We start from the raw sequence: 24,841 nt of genomic DNA, 5'->3' as shown, positions 1-24,841 counted from the left end.
AGATAATAAAAGGAGATTTTATGGGAGAGTTTTTAAGAAAAGAAGGTGAACTTAAAATATTTAAATCGGATGATGGTTTAGGAGAATATAAAGTTCATGAAAGTTCTTATATTGATGCTGGTTCTTATATAGGTACGGGAACAAGAGTGTGGCATTTTTCTCATATAATGAGTGGTGCGAGAATAGGGAAGAATTGTTCAATTGGTCAGAACGTTAATATTGGTTCAAAAGCTATTATAGGAAATGGCGTTAAAATACAAAATAATGTTTCAGTTTATGATGATGTTGTTCTTGAAGATGATGTTTTTTGTGGTCCTTCGATGGTTTTTACAAATGTTATAAATCCAAGGGCTTTCATAGAAAGAAAACATGAATATAGGAAAACTCTTGTTAAAAAAGGAGCTTCTATTGGAGCTAATGCAACAATTGTATGTGGGGTGACAATAGGTGATTATGCTTTTATTGGTGCTGGAGCAGTAGTTGTAAAGGATGTTCCTTCTTTTGCACTAATGGTTGGAGTTCCTGCAAAACAAATAGGATGGGTTTGTAAATGTGGAGTAACATTGCAAAAAAGAGAAAATAATGTTTATTTTTGCTCTCAATGCAATAAAATTTATGAAGAATATTCAGATGGGTTAGTTGAAAAGTATTAAAATTTTTTAAAAAAATTAATAAAAAAAAAATTATTAAAAAATAAAATTAAAACATTTTCTTGTTTCTCTTATATAGGGAGATTTCTTCCTTTATAGGAGATTTTATGTCACTAAAGAGAAAAATAACACTTATAATTTTTTTTATATCTATTACGATAATAATTTTATTTGTTTTTACCTTTCTATTTTTAACTAGAGAATTAATAAGTAGCTTGATAAATGATAATCTTATAAAAGGTTCTAAAAATTTTTTATTTTATATTAAAGAAAATCCAGAATTGATAAATGAACTTTTAAATTTTAATAGAGAGTCATCTTATTATTATAAAATATTAAATTTTCTTGATGAAATTTGCTCAATATTCAATTTTAGATATATATATATCTTTAAACCATCAGATCAAGGTTTTGTTTTTTTGATTTCAAATGATAGAAACTCAAGTATAAATAAATCAAATTTTTTTTGGATATATTATGATGCTCCACCAGAAATGGAGAAAGCTTATTATGAAAAGAGAGAAGTATTTTTAAGTAAACCTTATAAGGATCAATTTGGAGAATTTGTTGCTTTATTTTGTCCAATTACAAAACTTGATAAAGTTCAAGCTATTGTTGGTTTTTATTATGATATCGATTTTGTTAATAATTTTTATAGAAGATTTTACTTTTATGCTGGTTTTATAGTATTTTTTGTTTTAACAGTTATTTATATTTTTACTTTCTTTATACAAAGAAAAATTGTTTTTCCTTTAAAAAAAGTTTCTCAGCATACAGGACATATTTCTAAAGGATTTCTCCAAAAATTTTATCATAAGGACAATAATGAAAACAATGAAATAAATGTATTAATTAAAAATATTAATATAATGGTTGATAATTTTAAAATTATTATAGAGCACCTTAATAATACCACACAAAAACTTAAGTATATATCTAATAAAAATAATGATGTAGTAGAAGATTTTATTGATTCTTTTAATTATCAAGCATTATCAATTGAGAAAATTTCTTCTTCAATAAGGAAAGCAACAAAAAATATAAAGGAAATTGAGCAATATGTTACAGAAAATACAATTATTATTCATGAAGGGAATAAGAAAGCTTTTGATGCTAAGAATTATATTGACAGAATGATTAATGCAATGAATAATATTTATTTATCTTCTAAAAACCTTAAGAAAACTTTAAAAATAATATATGATATAACAGATGAAACTAATCTATTAGCTTTAAATGCAGCAATAGAAGCAACTAAAGCTGGTAAAATGGGTGTAGGTTTTGCTGTTGTTGCAACAGAAATAAAAAACCTTTCAGATAAAGCATCTCAAATGCTTGTAGAAATAGAAAATTCTATTAAAGAAAATGATAAAATTATAAATGAAGCTTTAAACCTTGTTAATGATTCAAAAAATAAACTTAATAATATAATTGAAATAAATCTTATTTCTTCAAAAATTCTTGATAATATAAAGAATAATATTTCTGAGAATGTAAACAGTGCAGAAAATATAACAAAAGCTATTGAAGAAATAAATGAAATTGCACAAAATTATCTGAAAAATAGTAAAGAGATAGAGATACTCTCATATCAGATAAGTAATATTTCAGAAGAAATAAATGAAAATATCAAAAAATTTCAGTATGAATTTTAATATGAACTTTTAATTTTATTCTAATAATTTTATTCTAATTTACTCTAAATTTTTTAGAATTAAATTAGTTAAAATTTTCTCTTTTTTTAATAAAATTTTTTTTTTAATCAAAAAATATTGACAAATATTTCATTTTATATAAAAATTTTTTAAAAAAAAGTGGAGGAAAAATGTCTATTAGATTTAGAGTTGCTTTAATTATTTTTATTTTTGCTTTATTTATTGTAATTTTTACATTTTCGTTAATTAGAAATTTTATATTATATGAGTTAATATTTAAAGATTTTAAAGAAACAATGAAAAAAGGTATAGAAATAGCAAAACTAATTCCTGAATATACAGATGTAAATAAAATAAAAGAGCTTGCCAATAATTGGGAGGAATATAAAAAAATTGTTGATCAAACTAATAGAATAGCTAAAATATTTGGTTTTATTTACCTTTATATTATGGAGCCAAAAGATGATAATTTTATTTTTTTAATGTCAAATGAATTTGATTATGAATTATTTAAAAAAGATTACCTTTCAGTATATGATTATCCACCTAAAGAACTAGTTGAAGCTTACAAAACAAAACAAGCTACATTTACCAGAAAACCTTATACCGATGAATATGGAACTTTTGTTTCCTATTTTGAACCTTTATTAAATGATCAGGGCGAAGTTTATGCTATTATTGGTGTTGACTATGATGTAAGCTTTTATGTAAAAATTCTTTCTAAGATGTACTGGAGACTTCTTGCAGTTATTATCTTTGTTTTTATTATGGATATAATTTTAATAATATATGTAGAAAAAAAGATTATTGCTCCTATTAATAAGATATCAGATCATACAAAAATTATTGCGGACGGTAATCTTAGAAAAATAAACATAAAAATTAAAAAAGACGAAATAGGTAAACTATCAAATTCTGTAAATATAATGGTTGATAATCTTATAAATATTATAAATGGCCTTAAAAATATTACAGAAAGATTAAATAATATTTCTTATAAAAATAATTCTTTAATGAGCAATTTTTTAGAATCCATTAATTCTCAAGCTTCATCTCTTGAAGAAATATCTTCAGCAATTGAAGAAGCTACTTCTTCTATTAAGATGATTTCAGAAAATGCAAAAGAAAGTTCTGAAAAGATAATCGAAGGAAGTAAAAAAGCTATTGATGCTACAAAATATATTGATAGTATTGTGGATTCTATATCTAAAATTTTTGATTATTCAAAAAAAATAAGGAAATCTATTGAGCTTATTTATGAGATAACTGATGAAACACATATTTTAGCTTTAAATGCTTCAATTGAAGCTTCAAAAGCTGGGGAAGTAGGAATAGGTTTTGCTGTTGTTGCTCAAGAAATAAGAAATTTAGCTGAAAAAGCAGAAAATACAGTCTCTGAAATTGAAAAAATTATTAAAGAAAATGAAAAAATTGTGGAAGAATCGCTTGAATCTATTAAAAGTTCAAAAGAAAAGCTTAAAAGTATTCTTGAGTTGAATGTTTCTTCATCAAATGTTTTAAAAGAGATTAAAGAATCTATTTCTGAGCAAGCAAATGTAAACGAAGAGTTATCAAAAGCAGTTGAAGATATAAATCAAACTACACAAAAATTTCTTGAAAGTAGTGAAATCCTGGGAAGGATTGCTAAAGATATTTTGAGCACATCTAAGAAGATAGATGAAAGTATAAAAAATTTTAAAATAGATTAAAAGTAAAAAAGATTATAAAATATATGGTTTAAAAATAATAAAATTTTCAAAAATATTTTGATTTTTTAATTTTTTTTTATAAAATCTACATAAAGAAGTGAAAACTTATTTTTTCATATATTTTCTCCTTTTAATTTCAATGTTTAAATCAACTTTATTAGTTTTAAATTTATTTTTAAATTTTGTAAAATGTTTTTTAATATTTAATTTTTTTAAAATACTATTAAAAATTTTACAAAGTCGAAAATTAATAGTGATTATCAATCAAAAAATTAATAATTAATAATATAAATAAAAGAGTATTAATATGAAAATATTTAAGTCAATTAAATCAAAAATATTTATCCTAACATTTTCTTTTATTCTTTTGATGCCAATTTTATTTAATATATTGTTTTTAACATTTGGTAGAAACTTTTTTATAAACAATATAGAAGAAAATATTGTTCAATCTATAAATTATACTTTAAGATTAACTGAAGATATCTTTTTTAAGTTTTCTAAAGAAGTTGAGATATTAAGAGAGATGCAAATTTTTAAAACAAGAAATCAATCTGAAATTTTGAAACTTCTTTTTAATTATGCAAAAGGTTTTACAGATATATCAGCAGCATATGCATGGTATGATGATAATATGCTTTATTTTGCTGATGATGAGACTATTTATGTTAAAGAGCTTGATAAAAGGTTTAAAGGATGGTATGAGGATGTAAGAAATAAAAATGATACTTTGGTAACTGATTTTTACAATGATCCTGTTACAGGAAGTCTTACTGTTACTATAGCTACACCAATATTTAACAATGATGGATTATTCGAAGGAATACTAGCTTTTGATGTCAATATGACAGCTTTTGTTTCTATGTTGAAAAGGCAAATAAAAGCTACTACTTCTGACCTTATAGTTTTTAAGGCTGATGGAACTATATTATTTGCAACTTACAATATTTTCAAATCTTACTATGATATTCCCCCTGTAGATTTTTTCCAAAAAACGAGGATAACAAACTTTTTAGTAGAATATACTACTAAAGAAGGAGATAAAATAAATAAAAAAGAAACTTTTTATATAAAAGTTGTTCCTTCAGATTTTTTAAAGATAAAAATTGTTTCCTTACTTCACCTATCTACTGTTGAAGAATTATTTAATAATGTTTTTAAAATATTTTTACTTTTTTCTGCAGTATTTCTTGTTATTTTTATAATAATTGCTGTTATTACATCAAATAGATTGCTTAGTCCATTTAACAGGCTTTCAAGACATATGAGGGAAGTTTCAGATACAGGAATTCTTAAAAGATTTAAGATACAGAAGATAAATTCAGCAGAACTGGATGATTTACTTAATTCTTTTAATAACTTGATTGCTAATTTTGAGGAAGTTATTGGAGAAATTATCAAATTTTCAGATAAGTTAAAGGAAATAATTGAAGATAATAGAAAGATAACAGGAGTTCTTGCTGATTTTTCAAACTCTGAAGCAACCTCAGTTGAAGAAATATCTGCAATATTAGAAGAGTCTTTAAGTGCAATAAATCAATTAAATGAAAATGTTGAAGAAACAAATAGAATGATTGCAGAGGGATCTCAATACGCAGATCAGGGTCAGAAATTTTTAAATGAAATTGTTGAAAAAATGAGAATAATAGAAGATCATTCAAATAAGATAAAATCCTCACTAAATTTGATAAATGATTTAACAGAACAAACTAACCTTCTTTCATTAAATGCTTCAATAGAGGCTGCAAGAGCTGGAGAGGCAGGCAAAGGTTTTTCAGTTGTTGCTGCAGAAATTAGAGCTTTAGCTGAACAGTCAAGCAATACAGCAGAAGAGATAGGAAAGAGAATTAAAGAAAATGTTAAATCTGTTAATGATGCTATTGATCTTATAGATAAATCAAAAAATACAATACAAAAAATTATTCAACAAGTTATTCAAACAAGTAGACTTATAAATGATATAGCAAAGCAGATGTCTGAACAAACTCAAGGCTCGAGAGAAATAATGACATCAATCGATGATATAAATAAAGGTGTATTAAATATAGTTAATGCTTCAGAAAAAGTTACAAATATAGCAAAAATTCTGGAAGAGGAATCAATTAAGCTTTCAGAGGTAGCTAAAAAATTTAAAGTAGAAAATGTTTTAGGTGAAAAATTAATCGAATAAAATAACTCTTGTATTACTTTAAGAGATTCAACTGAATGGGTTGAACTTGTTGATTCTGGTTGGAACTTTATTGTTGGTGCAGATAAAAATAGAATACTTGAAATTCTTGAAAAAATGCCCATTTATGGAAGAAAAGAACTTCTTTATGGCGATGGAAAAACAGCAGAAAAAATTTTGGATGTTTTTTTAAATATTTTTTCATAATTTTTTATTTAATAATTCTTAATAAAAAATTTCCTTTACAATTTTTTTTTATTTATTATTGTTCAAAAAATGAACAATCATGAATATAATTTTTTATCTTATATTTTAGAAAAAAATAAAAGAAATGAACCTTTTACTCAGAGAGAGATCGCTAAAGCTTTAAATATATCTCTTGGAATGTTAAATCTAATATTAAAAAAAGCAGTTAATACAGGTTTAATAAAAATAAGTAAAATAAATAAAAAAACATATAGCTATATCTTAACAAAAGAAGGGCTCAATGCTATTTATAAAAGAAGTCTTACATACTTTAAATCAATAGCTAAAAATGCTTATATATATAAAGATGCAATAATGAGGATGCTAAAAGAAAAAAGAGATAAAGGTATTAGAAATGTTTTTCTATTTGGTAAAAGTCAGCTTGATTTTATAGTAGAATATTGTTGTATTAAGCTTGGATTGATATATAAAAATATAAATTATAAGGATATAGAAAGTTTAATAGAGGATAAATATTTTTTTGAAGAAGCAAAATGTTCTTTTTATATGTTTTCTGAGAATTTAAGTGAAGAAGAGTTAAAAAAAGTTTTAGAAAGTTTAAAATATTCTTATGATAATGAATATATTAATAGTAATTTAACTAATATTATTGATTTTATAAATGATGATGCTATTTTAAAAAATATTGATTAGAAAAATTTTTTATTGATTAATTTTTTTAAAATATTAAATTGTTCAAAAATTGAACATTTGGATTTTATTAAATAGAGTTAGTTAAAATATAAATTACAAATAATATAATAAACAATAATATAATAACAATTAATAAATTAATAGATTAAATAAATAATATATAAAGATAATAAATAACTTTATATATAAAGGATAAGAGTATGCAAGTTCCATTTTATACACCTACAAGGGAATATATACAAAATAAAGAAAAATTCGATCATGCTATTCAAAAAGTTATAAAAAGAGGTGATTTTATTTTAGGAGAAGAGGTAAAGCTATTTGAAGAAGATATATGTAAATATACAGGTGCAAAATATGCCATAGCTTGTGCATCAGGGACAGATGCTCTTGTTATATGCTCTGATATTCTTGGTTTTAAAGAAGGAACTTATGTTATAACAACTCCTTTTACTTTTTTTGCATCTGTTTCCTGTTTAGCTAGAAATGGCTCAACACCAATATTTGTAGATATTGATGAAGATACATGTCAGATTGATGTAGAAAAAATAGAGGAGATTTTAGAAAAAATAAAAGCAGGAAATTTTATACATAATGGGAAAATTATAGAATTAAAAAATATTAGAGGAATTTTACCAGTTCATCTTTTTAACCAAACATGTGATATGGATAAATTAATGAAAATTGCAAGAAATTATAATTTAAAAGTTCTTGAAGATGGAGCAGAGTCTTTTGGAATAAAAGTTAATTTTGAAGGAAAAGAGGTTCATTCAGGTACAATTGGAGATTTTGGTATATACTCTTTTTTCCCTACTAAAACACTTGGTTGTTATGGTGATGGAGGTATGATAGTTACAAATAATAGTGATTTAGCTGATCTTGCAAAAGCTTATAGAGTCCATGGTACTAAGAAAAAGTATTATCATGACTATATTGGTTATAATTCAAGACTTGATACTTTACAAGCAGCAATTTTAAGAGTTAAACTTGAATACATAGAGGAGTCTATAAGAAAAAGAGAAAATATAGCAAAAATTTATGAAGATAGATTGTCTAAAGTTAAAGATGTTAAGCTTTTTAAAGTTGATAAAAATAAAGGTAGAAATGTTTATTATGTTTTTAATATAAGAACAGAAAAAAGAGATCAACTTAAGAATTATCTTGAAAAGAATGGTATCGGGACCTCTATATATTATCCTCTACCATTACACTTACAAAAATGTTTTGAATATCTCGGTTATAAAAAAGGAGATTTTCCTATTTCTGAAAAGATATCCAATGAAATATTAGCTTTACCTATTTTTCCTGAAATGCTTGATGAAGAAATTGATTATGTTTGTGGAAAAATTGAAGAATTTTTTAAATAATATTTTTTTTGGAAAATAATATTAAAATAGTTAAAAATATTAAATAAAATAAATATTAATATTTAAATTTTTATAAATAAATTTTTAATATAAAAATACAAAATATTTTATAGAGAATTGAGGAGATTATTTTATGAATTATTTTGAACAAATAATGCAAAAAATAAAAGAGAATAAAGTAGTTGTTGGTGTTATTGGTCTTGGTTATGTTGGGCTTCCTTTAGCTGTTGCTTTTGCAAAAAAGGGGGTTAAAGTTATAGGCTTTGAAAAAAGCAAAGATAGAGCTGATCTTGTAAATAAAGGTAAAAATTATATAGGTGATGTAAAAGATGAGGAATTAAAATATTCAGTTGATAAAAAATATCTTGAAGCAACTGTTGACTTTAGTAGAATAAAGGAATGTGACTGTGTTATGATATGTGTTCCTACACCTCTTGATATATTCAAGAAACCAGATATGAGCTATATAGAAACTTCCTGTATCGATATAGGAAGAAACATGAAGCCTGGAACTTTTATAAGTCTTGAAAGTACTACTTATCCAACTACAACAGAAAATTTTATGAAGCCTATTATAGAAAGAGAATCTGGGTTGGAAGAAGGTAAAGATTTTTGGCTCTGTTTTTCTCCTGAAAGAGTAGATCCAGGTAATAAAATATATAAAACAGAAAATACCCCAAAAGTTGTTGGAGGTCTTGGAAAAGAAGCACAAGAAATAGCTATGGCAATATATTCGAAAGCTATAGATACTCTTTATCCAGTATCTTCTCCAAGGGCAGCAGAAATGGTTAAGATCCTTGAAAATACATATAGATTAATAAATATAAGTTTGATAAATGAGCTTGCTCTCCTTGCTGGAAAAATGGATATAAATATATGGGAAGTTATTGAAGCAGCAAAAACTAAACCATATGGTTTTCAAGCTTTTTATCCCGGACCAGGAATAGGTGGGCACTGTATTCCTCTTGATCCATTTTATTTGGAATATATAGCTAAAAGCTATAACTTTGATCTTACTATGATTCATACTGCTGGACATATAAATGATATGCAACCATACAGAATGATGAATAAAATAGCTTATGCATTAAACAGACATAAAAAAGCAATGAATGGCTCCAAAGTTTTATTTTTGGGTGTTGCTTATAAAGCTGATATTGATGATCCGAGAGAATCTCCTGCATTAAGAGTTATGGATGAAGTAAAAAGAAAAGGTGCTACTGTTCTTTATCATGATCCATATATTCCAGAAGTTACATCTGAGCATGGAAATTACTATAAAGGGGTTGATTTAACAGATGATCTTTTAGAAGAGGTAGATTGCGTAGTATTTACAACTTTACATTCTTGTTTTGATGTTGATCATATTGTAGAAAAAGCTAAACTTGTTGTAGATTTGAGAAATGCGGTAAAACAAGTTCATATAGAAGATGGGAAAGTTTTTAAATTATAGGAAAGAAATTAAATTATAAGATATTGGAGATTTAATGTTTTATTTTTTTGACGAAGATTTTATTTTATTTTTGTTAAAAAGAAAAAAGAAACTTTTCTCTAATGATTTAAAAAATAAAGAAGATTATATAAAGAGTATTATTGAAAACAGTTCTTTTCTTGTAATTGGTGGTGCAGGTACCATTGGGAGTGCAACTGTTAAAGAGATTTTTAAAAGAAATCCTAAAGTTTTACATATAATTGATATTTCTGAAAATAATCTTGCAGAATTAGTTAGAGATATAAGAAGTTCATTAGGTTATATAAATGGTGATTTTAGAACATTTGCTATTGATGTTGGTACTCCTATTTATGATAAACTTTTTCATGATTCTGATGGATATGATTATATATTAAATTTTTCAGCTTTAAAGCATGTAAGAAGTGAAAGAGATCCCTATACATTAATGAGAATGATTGATGTCAATATATTAAATACAATTAAGACTATTGAATTAGCTATTGAAAAAGGTGTAAAAAAATATTTTTGTGTTTCTACTGATAAAGCTACAAATCCAGTTAATCTAATGGGGGCTTCTAAAAGAATAATGGAGCTTTTTTTAATAAAATATTCAGATAAAATTAAGATTTCAACTGCAAGATTTGCTAATGTAGCTTTCAGTGATGGAAGTTTATTATATGGATTTATTCAAAGGATAATGAAAAAACAGCCTATAACAACACCTGATGATGTTAAAAGATATTTTATTATTCCATCAGAGTCTGGTGTTCTCTGTTTACTTAATGTTTTATGTGGTGAAAATAAGGAAATATTTTTTCCAAAGTTGGATCCTATAAACGATATGATTACTTTTTGGGACATAGCTCAAAATTTTCTTAATAAAATAGGTTATGATATATATTTATGTAAAAATGAAGATGAAGCAAGAGAACTGGCTAAAATATTACCTGATAAAGGTAAATGGCCATGTTATATTTCTAAAACTGATACAACTGGAGAAAAAGAATTTGAAGAGTTTTATACAAATAATGATATTATTGACCTTGATAGGTTTGATGATATAGGAGTTATGAAACTTAATTATTCCTTAGATTTGACCCTAATAGATGAATTTTTAGTTGAGATTGACAAAATAAAAAATAAAAAAAGAATAGAAAAAAAAGAGATAGTTGATCTTTTTAAAAAAGTTTTACCTGAATTTACACATATTGAAAAAGAGAAATATTTAGATCAAAAGATGTAAAAATATTTTGAGAAGGTAGAAAATGAATTTTTTTGAAGATTTTATTAAATTTATAAAGGAAATTTATAAAAAAGACAAAGTTGGTCTTCATGAACCGGTATTTATAGGAAATGAAAAGAAATATTTAATAGAATGCATTGATTCTACTTTTGTATCATATGTTGGAGAATTTGTAGATAAATTTGAGAAAATTACAGCAAATTTTACAAAATCTAAATATGCTATAGCTGTTGTTAATGGTACAGCAGGTTTACATATTACCCTGAAAACTATTGGAGTAGAATATGGAGATGAGGTAATAACACAAGCTTTAACTTTTGTTGCTGTTTCAAATTCTATTGCTCATTGTGGAGCTTATCCTGTATTTATTGATGTCGATATTGATACACTAGGAATGAGCCCTGAAAGCTTAGAAGAGTTTTTAGTTAAGAACACTAAATTTGACAAAAAGGAAAAAGTATTAGTTAATAAAAATACTAAAAGAAAAGTAAAAGCAGTAGTTCCTGTTCATATTTTTGGTCACCCATGTAAAATAGATAAAATAATTGATATAGCAAATAGATTTAATCTTCCTGTTATAGAAGATGCTACTGAAGCACTTGGTTCTTATTATAAAAATAAACATTGTGGTACATTTGGTATTGCTGGGGTTTTAAGTTACAATGGAAATAAAACAGTGACTACTGGTGGTGGAGGGATGATTTTAACAAATGATGATGATTTAGCCAAAAAACTTATTCATGTTACGAAAACTGCAAAGGTTCCTCATCCATGGGAATATATACATGATGAAGTAGGTTATAATTATAGATTACCTAATGTAAATGCAGCTATAGGTTTTGCTCAAATGGAGTATATTGATAAAATTCTTAATAATAAAAGAGAAACTGCTAAAATGTATGAAGATTATATAGGTAAATATAAAAGAAATAGTTTAAATGATATTAATCAATTTTATGTTAAATTTGTAAAGGAACCGGAAGGTTGCAAATCAAATTATTGGTTAAATGCTATATTATTAAGTAATAAGGAAGAAAGGGATAATTTTCTTGAATTTACTAATAAAAATGGAGTTATGACAAGACCTGTATGGAGATTAATGCATAAACTACCGATGTATAAAAATTGTTTTAAAGTTGATTTAAAAAATAGTGAATGGATAGAAGAAAGATTAGTAAATATTCCAAGTGGGTACAGAATATGAAAAAGGATATAATTTAAAAAAATTTTAAAAATGGAGATTAAAAATGAAGATTAAGGAAAAAATTATATTATTTGGAGCTGGTCAACAATTAAATGTAGTATTATATAATTTGTACGAACAAAAGAAATATATTCCTGTTGGTATTGCGGATATTAATCAAAATTTGTGGGGTAAGGAAATTGAAGGAATCCCAGTATTGCATGATTATAAGGATTATGATAAATATTGGTTGGATAATATTAGAAAAAAATATAATACAAATAAATTTTTTATTTCTTTAGGATCAATGAAATTAAGAATTTCTTTATATAAATTTTTAGTAGATAATAATTGGGAGCCTGTTAATATTATTCATCCTGATGCCATTATTAGTAAAAATGCTAAAATTGGTAAAGGGGTTTTAATAGAATGTGGGTGTTTAATAACTCCAAATCCAGTAATTGGAAATAATGTTGTAATAAATACAGGTTCTCAAGTTAATCATGATAATATTATAAATGATAATGTTTATATTGCTTCAGGTGTTATTTTATCTGGAGGAGTTATAATTGATGAAAATACTCTTTTAGATGATGGAGTTATTATTACTTTGGGACGAAAAATAGGCAAAAATTGTATAATTGGAGCTGGTTCGGTTGTGACTAAAGATATACCTGATAATAAAATAGCTTATGGAAATCCTTGTAGGGTTATAAGAGATAATGATAAATATTAAGGAATAAATATGAAAGTAATTGTAATAGCTGAAATTGGAGTTAATCATAACGGAGATATAAGACTTGCAAAAAGACTTATAGATGAAGCAGTTAATTGTGGAGCAGATTATGTTAAATTTCAAACATTCATTTCAGAGGAAGAAATTACAAATTATGCTACTTTAGCAGAATATCAAAAGAAAAATTTGGAAAGTTATAAAAATCAATTAGAAATGGCAAAAAAACTTGAATTGAGTTTTAGTGAATTTATAGAATTAAAAAATTATTGTGAGTTAAAAAATATTAAATTTTTATCATCAGCTTTTGATATAAAAAGTATTGAATTTTTAGATAAATTAGGATTGGATACTTTTAAAATTCCAAGTGGTGAGATTAATAACTATCCTTATTTAGCCAAAATTGGTAGATTTAATAAAAATATTATTCTATCTACTGGGATGTCTGATTTGGGAGAAATTGAAGATGCTATTGATGTACTTACAAGTTCAGGAACTCAAAGAGAAAAAATAATTTTAATGCATTGTAATACAGAATATCCTACTCCATATGAAGATGTAAATTTGAAAGCTATGTTGACCATAAGAGATGCATTTAAAGTTAAAGTTGGTTATTCAGATCATACTTTAGGAATAGAAATTCCAATTGCAGCTGTAGCTTTAGGAGCAGAGGTGATAGAGAAACACTTTACTTTAGATAAAAATTTGCCAGGACCTGATCATAAAGCTAGTCTTGAACCTGATGAATTAAGATTAATGATTAAATGTATAAGAAATGTTGAGGCTGCTTTAGGTGATGGTATAAAAAAACCTACAAAATCAGAATTAAAAAATATTAATATTGCAAGGAAAAGTATAGTTGCAAGTAGAGATATAAAAAAAGGAGAAATTTTTTCTGAAATGAATATAACAACAAAACGGCCAGGTTATGGAATTAATCCAATGAGATGGAAAGAAATAATAGGTAAAATTGCTTCTAGAGATTTCGAAAGGGATGAATTTATTGAATTATGAAAAAGAAAAAAATTAATAAGATTTGTGTATTTACCGGTTCTAGATCAGAATATGGTTTGTTAAGACCATTATTGTGTGAAATTAAAAAAAATAAAGAATTTTCTTTACAATTATTAGTTTCTTGTATGCACTTATCTCCAGAGTTTGGATTGACTTATAAAGATATTGAAAAAGATAATTTTAAAATAAATGAAAAAATTGAAATATTATTATCATCAGATACCAATGAAGGAATATTAAAATCAATGGGTTTAGGTTTGATTGGGTTTGCTGATGCATTAAAAAGATTAAAACCAACCATGGCTATAGTTTTAGGCGATAGATTTGAATCTTTAATTTTTGCAATTTGTTGTTATATTAATAAAATTATATTAATTCACTTAAATGGAGGAGAGATCACAGAAGGATCTTTAGACGATGGTTTTAGACATTGTATAACTAAATTAAGTCATATTCATTTTGTTTCTACAGAAGAATATAAAAGAAATGTTATTCAATTAGGAGAAAATCCAGAAAATGTATATGTTGTTGGAGATATTTCTATAGATAATATAAAAAATATGAATTTTTTAAATTTTAATGAGATTGAAAAAAAAATTGGTATAAAGTTTAAGAGACATAATTTTCTAATAACATTTCATCCCCCAACAATAGAAGAAATGGATGTAGAAAAACAAATAAAAAATTTATTGGAAGCACTAGATGAATTTGAAGATACTTTGTTAATTTTTACAAAATCCAATGCTGATCCAAAAGGAAGAATAATAAATAAATATATAGAAAATTATGTAAAAAAAAATAAAAGTAAGGCTGTTCTTTTTACATCCATGGGGCAATTGTTTTATTTAAGTACTATAAGATATGTTGATGCAGTAATTGGTAACTCATCTAGTGGAATTGTTGAAGTACCTTATTTTAAGGTTCCTACAGTTAATATTGGTAGTAGACAAAATGGAAGAATAAAAACAGAAAGTATTATTGATTGTGATTATGATAAAAACTCAATAATTAAGGCTATAAATCTAGCTTTGAGTGAGGATTTTAGAGAAAAAATTAAAAATATTAATTTTTACCCTTATGGTGATGGTAATACATCAAAGAAAATATTAGATATAATAAGAAATTTAGATTTTGATAAGATTAAAAAATCATTTTTTAAAATTTAAATTTTATGGTAGTTTTATATGAATATTTTAGATTTATTAGTAAATAAAAATACAAATATTATTGATGCAATGAAAATTCTAGATAAAACAGCTAAAAAAATCTTATTTGTTGTTGATGAAAATAATAAGCTAATAGGATCTTTAACGGATGGTGATATAAGAAGATACATTTTAAAAACAGGGTCTCTTGATGGAGAAGTAAAAGATGTTTGCAATAAGAATACATTTAAAGTAAAATTAGGATATGATAAAAAAGAGATAGTGGAGGAAGCTATAAGCAAAGAGATCAAATATGTTCCTGTAATTTCAGATAATGATACAATTGTTGAAATTTTAATATTAGAAGAATCAAAAATTGATTCCAAATTAGCAATTTTCAAGGAGCTTAAAATACCTGTTGTTATAATGGCTGGTGGATTTGGGACAAGATTGGAACCTTTTACGAAAATTTTACCAAAACCTCTTATTCCGATTGGGGATAAAACTATTTTAGAAATTATTATGGGTAAATTTTATGAATATGGCATTTTAGATTTTTATTTGTCTGTTAATTATAAATCATATATTATTAAATCTTATTTTTCAGAAATTAATTTACCTTTTAATATTACTTATTTGCAAGAAGAAAAACCCTTAGGTACAGCTGGGAGTTTATATTTACTTAAAGGTAAGATAAAATCTGATTATTTTATTTTAACAAATTGTGATATTATTATTGACATTGATTATTATGATTTGTGTGATTTTCATTATAAAAATAATAATCATATAACAATTGTTGTATCTGCAAAAAATTATAAAATTCCTTATGGTGTTTGTGAAATTAAAGATGGACTACTTTATGAAATAAAAGAAAAGCCTGAAATGAATTTTTTGATAAATACAGGAATGTATGTTATTAATAGTAATGTTTTAAATATAATCCCTGAAAATGAGTTTTTCCATGCTACAGATTTAATAAATGTTTCAAAAAGAAATAATTATAAAATAGGAGTTTATCCTATTAGTGAAGATTCTTGGATAGATGTTGGGCAGTGGGAAGAATATAAAAAAGTCATTGAGAGATTTAAATTATGAATAATAACGAAAGATTTATCGCTATTATTCCTGCTAGGGGCGGAAGTAAAAGAATTAAAGGTAAAAATTATTTCCCATTAAATGGCAAGCCGTTAATTAGTTGGACTATTGAATCAGCCTTAAAGAGTAAATATATAGACAAAATTATTGTTACTACCGATGATGAAAAAATTAAAAATATTTGTGAAAGATATAATATAATTATAGATCAAAGACCATCTTATCTTTCTACTGATAATGCTTCAACTGATGATGTTATTTTATATATAATAAAAAAATATAATATAGATAAATCTGCATTTATTATTTTACTTCAACCTACTAGTCCTTTAAGAAATGAAAAACATATAGATGGTGCTATTGATTTTTTAATTAATAAAAGTGCAAATTGTATTATATCAGTATGTGAAGTAGATTATCCTTTACAATGGTGTAATAAACTTCCTTCTAACTTAAGTATGTCAAATTTTATTAAGAAAAAATTTTTAAATAAAAGATCTCAAGATTTACCTAAATATTATAGACTTAATGGTGCTATATATATTTGTAAAGTAGATCAATATTTAAAACATAAAACTTTTTTTATTAAAAAAGATATTTATGGTTTTATAATGAATAGAGAAGATTCTATAGATATTGATGAATTTTTTGATTTAAAATTAGCTGAATTAGTTTTAAAGGAAAGAATAAATAATAATGAATATAGTTAAAAAAATATTTAGCAATTCTTTATTTAAAACATCTAGTATTTATACTATTACTTCTATTATTAATTCAGCAATACCATTTTTTCTTATGCCAATTTTAACAAGATATCTTTCTCCTGAAGAATATGGAATAACTTCAATGTTTCTAATGCTTGTTTCTATTATTAGTGTTTTTACGGGGTTAAGTGTTCATGGAGCAATAACTAGAGTTTATTTTGAAAAAAAGATTAACTTTAAAGAATATGTTGCTAATTGTGTTTTTATACTATTTATAAGTTCTTTTATTACTTTTATAATTGTTTTATTATTTTTAGATTTTATTTATAAATATTCTGGTGTTCCAAAAATATGGATACTAGTTGCAGTTATTTTTTCATTTTTACAGTTTTTGATTTTATCTAATCTTTCTATTTATCAAGTACAAAAAAAAGCAAAGTATTATGGATTAATTCAAATTGGTCAAAGTTTTTTAAATGTAATTTTTTCTGTAATTTTAGTAGTTCTTCTAAAAATGAAGTGGGAAGGTAGAATTATTGCTATTTTTTTAGCTACATTATTTTTTGGTTTAATTTCAGTTTTTAATTTATTAAAAAATTTTATAGAGTGGAGAATAAATATAGAATATATTAAAGATGCATTAAATTTTGGTTTGCCATTAATTCCACATACATTAGGGGGTATATTAGATATTGTATCTACAAGATTTATTATAACAAATCTTTTAGGATTGGAAAAAACAGGTATATATACAACCGCTGTCCAAATATCTATGATTATTAATTTATTTATAGAATCTTTTAAAAATGCTTATAACCCTTGGCTTTTTGAAAAATTAAGTTTAAATAATGAATCAATTAAATTTAAAATTGTATTATTTACTTATATTTATTTCATTTTGGTTATTATATTTTCTATAATTTTTGGTTTTTTTGCACCTTTATTTATAAAGTATCTTTTAGGAAAAAAATTTCAATTATCATCTTCTATTGTTTTTTGGTTATGTATAGGAAATGCTTTTAATGGAATGTACTATATGGTTGCAATTTATATACCATATGTTAATAAAAATTACTTTTTAGCTATAGTAACATTTTTAACTGGTTTATTAAATATTCCTATTAATATTTTATTAATTAGAAAATATGGCTTAATTGGAGCTTCTTTTTCTTATTTGATAATTATGATTATTAAATTTTTATTTACATGGATGCTAAGTTCTAATATTTATAAAATGCCTTGGTTACTAAAAATTAAAGGAGGTCTTGATGCGTAATATTTTGTTAATAGGATGCGGGAATATTGGTAAAAGATATTTAGAGGATCTTTTTAAAGATAATAATAATTTTTTGTATGTAGTTGAAAATAATTTTAATTCCATAGAAAATGCTAAAATTTTGTTGAACAAAAAAGAATTGAATAATGTTAAATTTTACCCAGATTTATTTAATTTATATGAGGAAAAGAAAAATATTATTTTTGATTTTTTAATAATTGCAACTAATTCTGATATTAGATTTAATTTATTTAAAGAAGCTAATAAATATTTTGAAATTAAATATATAATATTAGAAAAAGTTTTATTTTCAAAATTGGACAATTACTACGAAGCTCTTGATATTATTAAAAATAAAAATTTAAAAGTTTGGGTAAATCATCCAAGAAGGATTTTTAATTTTTATAAAAACTTAAAACTAGAATTAAAAAAAAATAACTATAAAATTTTATTTTTTAAATATTTAGGATATAATTGGAATTTATTATCAAATTGTTTACATATGTTAGATTTATATTTTTATTTAAATAATGAAGAAAATATTGATGAATTTGAAATAGATATTAATATTAAAAAATTTTTTGAATCAAAAAGGAAAAATTTTCTTGAAGCTTATGGTGAGATTATTTTGGGAAATAAAAATACCTTTTTAGTTATAAGTGATTTAAATTCTTTTTATGGGAAAGATGAAATTATTATAGAGTTTGAAAATAATGCATTTATCATTTTAGAAAAAAATTCTAAAATGATTACAATAAAAGATAATATGATATCAGAAGTAGATACTCCAATAATAGAATATCAAAGTACTATTAGTAGGAAAATTATCGATGAAATTTTTAATAATGGTTCAAGTACTCTTCCTGATTATTTAAATTCGATGAAATTACATTTAAAATTTTTAGAATGTTTTTCAAAAAAATATAATAGATTAATTTTAGGTGATTTTATTCCAATTACTTAATAAAAAAATAAAAGGATATTAATATGAAAGTTTTAATAATCGGTGCAGGATATATGTGTGAAGAATATTATAAGACCTTAAAAGGTTTAAATATTAATGATATATATATTGTAGGAAGAAATGAAAAAAATATATTAAAAATGAAAAATAATTTTAATATTCAAAATACTTTTATTGGGGGTTTTGAAAATTTTTTAATAAACTATAATGATAAAATATTTTTTGATTTAATAATTAATACAGTAAATGTAGAAAATTTATTTTATATTAATAAATTGATTTTAAATTCAAATCTTGGCAATTTAATATTATCTGAAAAACCAGCTTGCCTAAATATTAAAGAAGCAAAAATGTTAAATAAAATAGCAAAAAATAAAAAGAAAAACTTTTTTATTGCATATAATAGGAGGTTTTATTCATCTGTGCTAAAAGTTAGAGAGATAATTGAAACCAATAAAATAGAATCTTTATTTTTTTCTTTTAATGAAATTTTAGAAAGAATAGATGAAATAAATTACCCAAAACTTATTAAGCAAAATCTAATAATATCAAATTCATCTCATGTTATAGATTTAGTATTAAATATTATAGGTAATCCAAAAATATTAAATGCTTTTTTTACAAAAAAAAGTGAAAATTATAATTATTATATTTATTATGGATTAGGAGTATCTGAAAAAAATATTCCTTTTATTTATCATTCAAATTGGCTATCTAAAGGAAGGTGGTTAATTGAAATTTATTGTAAAGAATTTAAATTAATTCTATGCCCTTTAGAAAAATTAACTATTCAAAAGGATAATTTTGGTAGAGAGTTAGAAATTATTAATGAGGATGAAGATGATATTAAATTTAAACCAGGTTTAAAAAAGATGTTAGAAGCATTAATGAATAAAAATAAATTATATGATCTTTTATGTACCATAGATGAATTAGAAAAAAAATTGTTAATTTATCAAAAAATTGGAGGTATTAAGAATTGATTAAAATTGTTATATTAGGAGATAGTTTATCCTTGCCTAGGCCAGAAAATAATATTTTATTTGAAGATACATATCCATATTTATTAAGTACCTATAAAAACATTTTGGTTATTAATAGGTCAAAAAGAGCAAATGATACTAATATGCAATCTAGAGAAGAAAATTTAAAAGAAGATATATTATATTTACAACCAAATTTTTTAATAATTCATTTAGGAATTGTAGATTGTGCGCCAAGGGTTTTTACTAGATTTGAAACATATTTTTTAATACCATTTTTAAATAAATTTTTATTTGGTTTTGGAAATTTTTTAGTGAACTTATTTAGTAAATATAGATATTTTATAACTAAGCTCAGAAAAATCCATTATGTTGAAATAAATAAATATTATGAAAATTTAAAAAAAATAATACAATATTCTAAAGAAAATGTAAAAGATATTAAAATTATATTAATAAAAATATTAAATACAAATGAAAAAAATGAAAAGAAATCATATATGTTTAATTGTACAATAAATAATTATAACAAAGTTATAGATAAAATTAAAGAAGAAGATGATAATATTAAAGTAATTGATTTGCAAAATTTAGATAAAAATTTGCTATTAGATGATGGAATACATTTAAATAAAGAAGGACACTTAGCTTTATATAATGAAATAATTAATATTATATTTGAAAATAATTAAAATAATATTATAAAAATTATGATTTTTAATAAAAAAAAATTTTTTAAATTAATAAAAAATTTAGTTTTGTCAATTTTTTATACGGATTATATATTTTGTTTTAAGAGTTTATTTATTAAAGAAAATGAAAGCTCTAATAAAATATTATTTACTTTAAATGATGGTGATTTTGGTATTAAAATTAATAATTTTTATTTTTCTCAAATAATAGATAGTTTAAAAATTTATTATTTTTATGAAATTAATTTTAATAAAAAGTTTATTACTATTTTAGAACCTTTTAGCAAAAAGAAAACACTTTTTAATTCAAAAAAAATTAATTTTTTTCATATAGTATTAAAATTTATATATAAAATAACTAAAAATGATAAGTTAATAGTCAATTTTTATAAAAAAATTCTTACTAATAATAATATTAATAAAGTTATAGGAATTCAACCTAATGAATTTATTTGCAAAGCTTCAAAATTAATAGGTGTAGAAGTATATGATATTCAACATGGTTTTATTCAATCAAGTATTAGAAGATATTTAAAAGAAAATTCAGATTCTTATAAGATGCCTTCTGGTTTTATAGTTTTTGATAAAATTAGTGAATTTATTTTAAATAATGAAATAAGAAAATGTAAATTTGTAAATTTTTTTAAAGTTATTTTAATAGAAAATCCTTATTATGTTTTTTTTAATAATTTTGAAAATTATATTGAAAAATTGAAAGATACTAATTATTATTTTAATTTAATAGATTTTTATAAGAAAGAACTTAATAATATTAATAAAATAATAAACAAAGAAAAAATAAAAATTTTAATAACTTTACAGTGGGATAATTCTTCAAATATATTTTTAGAGAATATTATTGATCTTATAAATAAAATAGCCGAGAAAGATATTTTAAGAAATAAGTATCAATTTTTTATTAGATTACATCCTTTGGATTTAAGTAATTTAAAAAAGATAGATTATTTAAAAAATAAATTAAATAATTATAGTGATTTTGTGGATTTTAAAATTTCGAGTAATGTTCCATTATTTTTAATATTAAAATATGTTGATATTCATATTACTCGAAATAGTGCAGTATACCTTGACTGTTTAAACTATAAAATAAAAACATATTTTGTAGATAGCAATATTAGTTCTGATCCTGAATTTGTTGATTATTTAAATTTATTGCAGGAAAACTTTTTAGAAATAATTGATTTTGATAAATTGTTAAATTTATTTTATTTAAAATGATAATTTTTTTTAAAAAATTAAATTTTTTATTTAAGAAAAGGGTTTAAAATGAATTTTATAACAATTATAAATTATAATTTAGGAAATCCAGGTTCAATTTTGAACATGGTAAAAAAAGCTGGATATTCTGCGATCATATCTTCAAATATTGATGATATTAATAAAGCTACAAAGCTTATTTTACCAGGAGTTGGGGCTTTTGATAATGGAATAAATAACTTAAAAGAATTAAATCTTTTTGATATATTAAATGAAAAAGTGTTAATTAAAAAAATTCCAATATTGGGGATATGTCTTGGAATGCAACTTATGACAAAATCAAGTGAGGAAGGAAAAGAGAAAGGATTTGGCTGGATAAATGCCGAGACAAAAAAATTTAATTTTACAGCTATTGAAAATAAAAATTTAAAAATACCTCATATGGGATGGAATATAGTTAATTTAAGAAAGAATTCAAAATTATTTTATGGAATGGAAAATCAAGAAAATAGATTCTATTTTGTTCATTCTTATGCAGTTAATTGTTTTGATTTAACAGATATATTAACAACAACTTTTTATGGATATGATTTTGTTTCTTCTTTTGAGAAAGAAAACATAATTGGTGTCCAGTTTCATCCTGAAAAAAGTCATAAATTTGGAATGCAACTATTAAAAAATTTTATAGAAAGATATTGAATATGTCAAATCTATATTTTTTTTAAGAGGCTAAAATGTTAAAAACAAGAATTATTCCTGTTTTATTAATGAAAAATAGAGGATTTTATAAGGGGATAAAATTTAAAGATCATAAATATGTTGGTGATCCTATAAATACTGTTAAAATATTTAATGATAAAGAAGTTGATGAAATAGTTATCTTAGATATTGAAGCTTCTAAATTGAATAAAGAAATAGATTTTGAATTTCTAAAAGAAGTTGTATCCGAAGCTTTTATGCCAGTTAGTTATGGAGGAGGAATTAAAAGTTTTGAAGATGCTAAAAAATTATTTTCAATAGGTATAGAAAAAGTTGTATTAAATACTTATGCAGTTTTAAATTTTGATCTGATAAAAAAACTTGCTGATTCTTTTGGAAATCAAAGTATTGTGTTTTCTTTAGATGTAAAAAAAGATTTTTTTGGAAAATATAAGGTCTATATTAAAAGTGGAACAGAAAAGACAAACTATGAAGCTTTAGAATTAGCACTTAAAATGGAACAACTTGGAGTTGGAGAAATAATTATAAACAATATAGATAGGGATGGAACCTTTGAAGGATATGATTTTAATTTAATAAAATATATTTCTTCAAAATTAAAAATTCCAACTATTGCTTGTGGTGGAGCAAGAAATGTTAATGATTTTAAATTTGCAAAAGAGGCAGGAGCTCATGCTTGTGGTGCTGGCGGAATGTTTGTGTTTCATATGCCACATAGAGCAGTTGTTATATCTTATCCAAAATATGAAGATTTAAGAAATATATTAGGAGAATGAAATATGGAAAAATATGTAAAATTATTAAAAGAGAAGCTTATAGAAATAAATGAAAAGACAAGGAGATGCAAAAGATGTTTAATGGATGAGACAGCAGAAGGTATAATATTTACAGAAACAGGGTGTAATTATTGCGATGATTTTTTAGAAGTAATAAGAACTCCAAAGAAGAAGATAGATTTAAGTTTAGAGGAGTTTGTAAAAAAGATAAAAGAAGAAGGAAAAGGTAAGAGATATGACTGTATAGTAGGTATAAGTGGAGGGGTTGATAGTTCATATACACTTGTAAAAGTAAAAGAGTTAGGATTAAGACCATTAGCAGCACATATGGATAATGGATGGGATAGTGAATTAGCAGCAAATAACATAAAAAATTTAGTAGAAGGATTAGGAGTAGATTTATATACACATGTAATAGATTGGGAGGAGTATAGGGGGTTGATGCAAGCATTTTTTGATGCAGATGTAATAGATATAGAGTTATTGTATGATAATGCAATGTTAGCAGTTTGTTATGGGCAAGCAAAGAACTTTGGAGTAAAGTATATATTAGCAGGTACAAATAGTTCTACAGAAGGAATGAAGATGCCTATAAATTGGAATTGGTTTAAATGGGATAAAACAAATATCTACAATTTAGCTAAGAGAGGGAAAGTTAAAATAAAGACATTTCCAGCAATAGGGACGATAGATTTTGTAATGTATGAATTCATCAGAGGAATAAAATGGATATCATTTTTAGATTATTTGCCTGAATATAATAAATTTGATGCGTTAAAGATATTGGAAGAGAAATATAAATATAAACCATATCCATATAAGCATTATGAATCTATTTTTACAAGGTTTTATCAAGGATTTATATTGCCAGTAAAATTTGGGGTAGATAAGAGGAAAAATCATTTATCTACATTAATATTGACAGGACAGATGAAAAAAGAGGAAGCTGAGAAATTACTTAAAGAGATACCATATCCAAAAGAGAAAGATTTAATAGAAGATATAGAATATTTTATAAAGAAAATGAGATGGAAAGAAGAGGGCTTAGAAAATTATTTAAGAAGACCAGAAAAACCTCATAAATTATATGGTAGTGAGATAAGATTATGGAACATATTTAAAATATTATATTATAAAATAAAAAAGAGTTTTTAAAAAAGTAAACCTTAAAGAAAATTATTAAAATAATAA

General features: G+C 23.5%; 23 protein-coding genes. All 23 read left to right on the top strand.

What is annotated here, in order from left to right:
- The first annotated feature begins 20 nt into the window (after positions 1-20).
- The 23 genes from N3A58_06360 to N3A58_06250 all read left to right on the top strand — a co-directional run bounded on the left by N3A58_06360 (position 21) and on the right by N3A58_06250 (position 24,805).
- Entirely contained in the window at positions 21-653 is a 633-nt protein-coding gene (locus N3A58_06360; GenBank protein ID MCX8059020.1) for an N-acetyltransferase, read from the top strand.
- Positions 654-757: 104 nt separating this feature from the next.
- A complete protein-coding gene (locus N3A58_06355; protein MCX8059019.1) occupies positions 758-2,305 on the top strand; it encodes a methyl-accepting chemotaxis protein in 1,548 nt (515 codons plus the stop codon).
- Positions 2,306-2,475: 170 nt separating this feature from the next.
- On the top strand, positions 2,476-4,014 hold the full coding sequence (locus N3A58_06350; protein ID MCX8059018.1) for a methyl-accepting chemotaxis protein: 1,539 nt from the start codon (positions 2,476-2,478) through the stop codon (positions 4,012-4,014).
- A gap of 307 nt (positions 4,015-4,321) precedes the next feature.
- Complete coding sequence (locus N3A58_06345) at positions 4,322-6,184, top strand: methyl-accepting chemotaxis protein (protein MCX8059017.1); 1,863 nt, start codon at positions 4,322-4,324, stop codon at positions 6,182-6,184.
- 12 nt (positions 6,185-6,196) lie between these two features.
- Positions 6,197-6,388, top strand: a complete 192-nt coding sequence (locus N3A58_06340) for a UDP-N-acetylglucosamine 2-epimerase (GenBank protein MCX8059016.1) — start codon at positions 6,197-6,199, stop codon at positions 6,386-6,388.
- A 69-nt stretch (positions 6,389-6,457) separates the two neighbouring features.
- Entirely contained in the window at positions 6,458-7,081 is a 624-nt protein-coding gene (locus N3A58_06335) for a winged helix-turn-helix transcriptional regulator (GenBank protein ID MCX8059015.1), read from the top strand.
- 200 nt (positions 7,082-7,281) lie between these two features.
- The gene (locus N3A58_06330; protein MCX8059014.1) at positions 7,282-8,448 is read left to right on the top strand and encodes a DegT/DnrJ/EryC1/StrS family aminotransferase; all 1,167 of its coding nucleotides are present in this window, start codon (positions 7,282-7,284) and stop codon (positions 8,446-8,448) included.
- Positions 8,449-8,581: 133 nt separating this feature from the next.
- Complete coding sequence (locus N3A58_06325) at positions 8,582-9,901, top strand: nucleotide sugar dehydrogenase (GenBank protein ID MCX8059013.1); 1,320 nt, start codon at positions 8,582-8,584, stop codon at positions 9,899-9,901.
- A gap of 34 nt (positions 9,902-9,935) precedes the next feature.
- On the top strand, positions 9,936-11,144 hold the full coding sequence (locus N3A58_06320; protein MCX8059012.1) for a UDP-N-acetylglucosamine 4,6-dehydratase: 1,209 nt from the start codon (positions 9,936-9,938) through the stop codon (positions 11,142-11,144).
- A gap of 22 nt (positions 11,145-11,166) precedes the next feature.
- Positions 11,167-12,348, top strand: a complete 1,182-nt coding sequence (locus N3A58_06315) for a LegC family aminotransferase (GenBank protein MCX8059011.1) — start codon at positions 11,167-11,169, stop codon at positions 12,346-12,348.
- Positions 12,349-12,391: 43 nt separating this feature from the next.
- On the top strand, positions 12,392-13,063 hold the full coding sequence (locus N3A58_06310) for an acetyltransferase (protein MCX8059010.1): 672 nt from the start codon (positions 12,392-12,394) through the stop codon (positions 13,061-13,063).
- Positions 13,064-13,072: 9 nt separating this feature from the next.
- On the top strand, positions 13,073-14,074 hold the full coding sequence (neuB, locus tag N3A58_06305) for an N-acetylneuraminate synthase (protein ID MCX8059009.1): 1,002 nt from the start codon (positions 13,073-13,075) through the stop codon (positions 14,072-14,074).
- The gene (gene neuC, locus N3A58_06300) at positions 14,071-15,240 is read left to right on the top strand and encodes a UDP-N-acetylglucosamine 2-epimerase (GenBank protein MCX8059008.1); all 1,170 of its coding nucleotides are present in this window, start codon (positions 14,071-14,073) and stop codon (positions 15,238-15,240) included. The genes neuB and neuC overlap by 4 nt, the downstream gene beginning before the upstream one ends.
- 18 nt (positions 15,241-15,258) lie before the next feature.
- A complete protein-coding gene (locus N3A58_06295; protein ID MCX8059007.1) occupies positions 15,259-16,317 on the top strand; it encodes a sugar phosphate nucleotidyltransferase in 1,059 nt (352 codons plus the stop codon).
- On the top strand, positions 16,314-17,027 hold the full coding sequence (locus N3A58_06290) for an acylneuraminate cytidylyltransferase family protein (protein MCX8059006.1): 714 nt from the start codon (positions 16,314-16,316) through the stop codon (positions 17,025-17,027). The genes N3A58_06295 and N3A58_06290 overlap by 4 nt, the downstream gene beginning before the upstream one ends.
- Complete coding sequence (locus tag N3A58_06285; GenBank protein MCX8059005.1) at positions 17,014-18,297, top strand: oligosaccharide flippase family protein; 1,284 nt, start codon at positions 17,014-17,016, stop codon at positions 18,295-18,297. The genes N3A58_06290 and N3A58_06285 overlap by 14 nt, the downstream gene beginning before the upstream one ends.
- Positions 18,290-19,261 carry a Gfo/Idh/MocA family oxidoreductase gene (locus N3A58_06280; GenBank protein ID MCX8059004.1) on the top strand — a complete coding sequence of 324 codons (972 nt, stop codon included), beginning with the start codon at positions 18,290-18,292 and terminating at the stop codon, positions 19,259-19,261. The genes N3A58_06285 and N3A58_06280 overlap by 8 nt, the downstream gene beginning before the upstream one ends.
- 23 nt (positions 19,262-19,284) lie before the next feature.
- Entirely contained in the window at positions 19,285-20,244 is a 960-nt protein-coding gene (locus N3A58_06275) for a gfo/Idh/MocA family oxidoreductase (GenBank protein MCX8059003.1), read from the top strand.
- Positions 20,241-20,936: an SGNH/GDSL hydrolase family protein gene (locus tag N3A58_06270; GenBank protein MCX8059002.1), complete on the top strand. Its 696-nt coding sequence runs from the start codon at positions 20,241-20,243 to the stop codon at positions 20,934-20,936. Before N3A58_06275 ends, N3A58_06270 begins: the two co-directional genes overlap by 4 nt.
- 18 nt (positions 20,937-20,954) lie before the next feature.
- Positions 20,955-22,175 (top strand): hypothetical protein, encoded by a 1,221-nt coding sequence (locus N3A58_06265; GenBank protein MCX8059001.1) that lies wholly within the window; start codon positions 20,955-20,957, stop codon positions 22,173-22,175.
- 48 nt (positions 22,176-22,223) lie between these two features.
- Positions 22,224-22,853, top strand: a complete 630-nt coding sequence (gene hisH / locus N3A58_06260) for an imidazole glycerol phosphate synthase subunit HisH (protein ID MCX8059000.1) — start codon at positions 22,224-22,226, stop codon at positions 22,851-22,853.
- A 35-nt stretch (positions 22,854-22,888) separates the two neighbouring features.
- Positions 22,889-23,650 carry an AglZ/HisF2 family acetamidino modification protein gene (locus tag N3A58_06255; GenBank protein ID MCX8058999.1) on the top strand — a complete coding sequence of 254 codons (762 nt, stop codon included), beginning with the start codon at positions 22,889-22,891 and terminating at the stop codon, positions 23,648-23,650.
- Between the two features lie 3 nt (positions 23,651-23,653).
- Entirely contained in the window at positions 23,654-24,805 is a 1,152-nt protein-coding gene (locus N3A58_06250) for an N-acetyl sugar amidotransferase (protein MCX8058998.1), read from the top strand.
- Positions 24,806-24,841 lie beyond the last annotated feature (36 nt).

This window comes from Spirochaetota bacterium (genome assembly GCA_026415295.1).
Classification (GTDB): Bacteria; Spirochaetota; JAAYUW01; order JAAYUW01; family JAOAHJ01; genus JAOAHJ01.
This window is presented reverse-complemented; position numbering and strand designations above follow the sequence as displayed.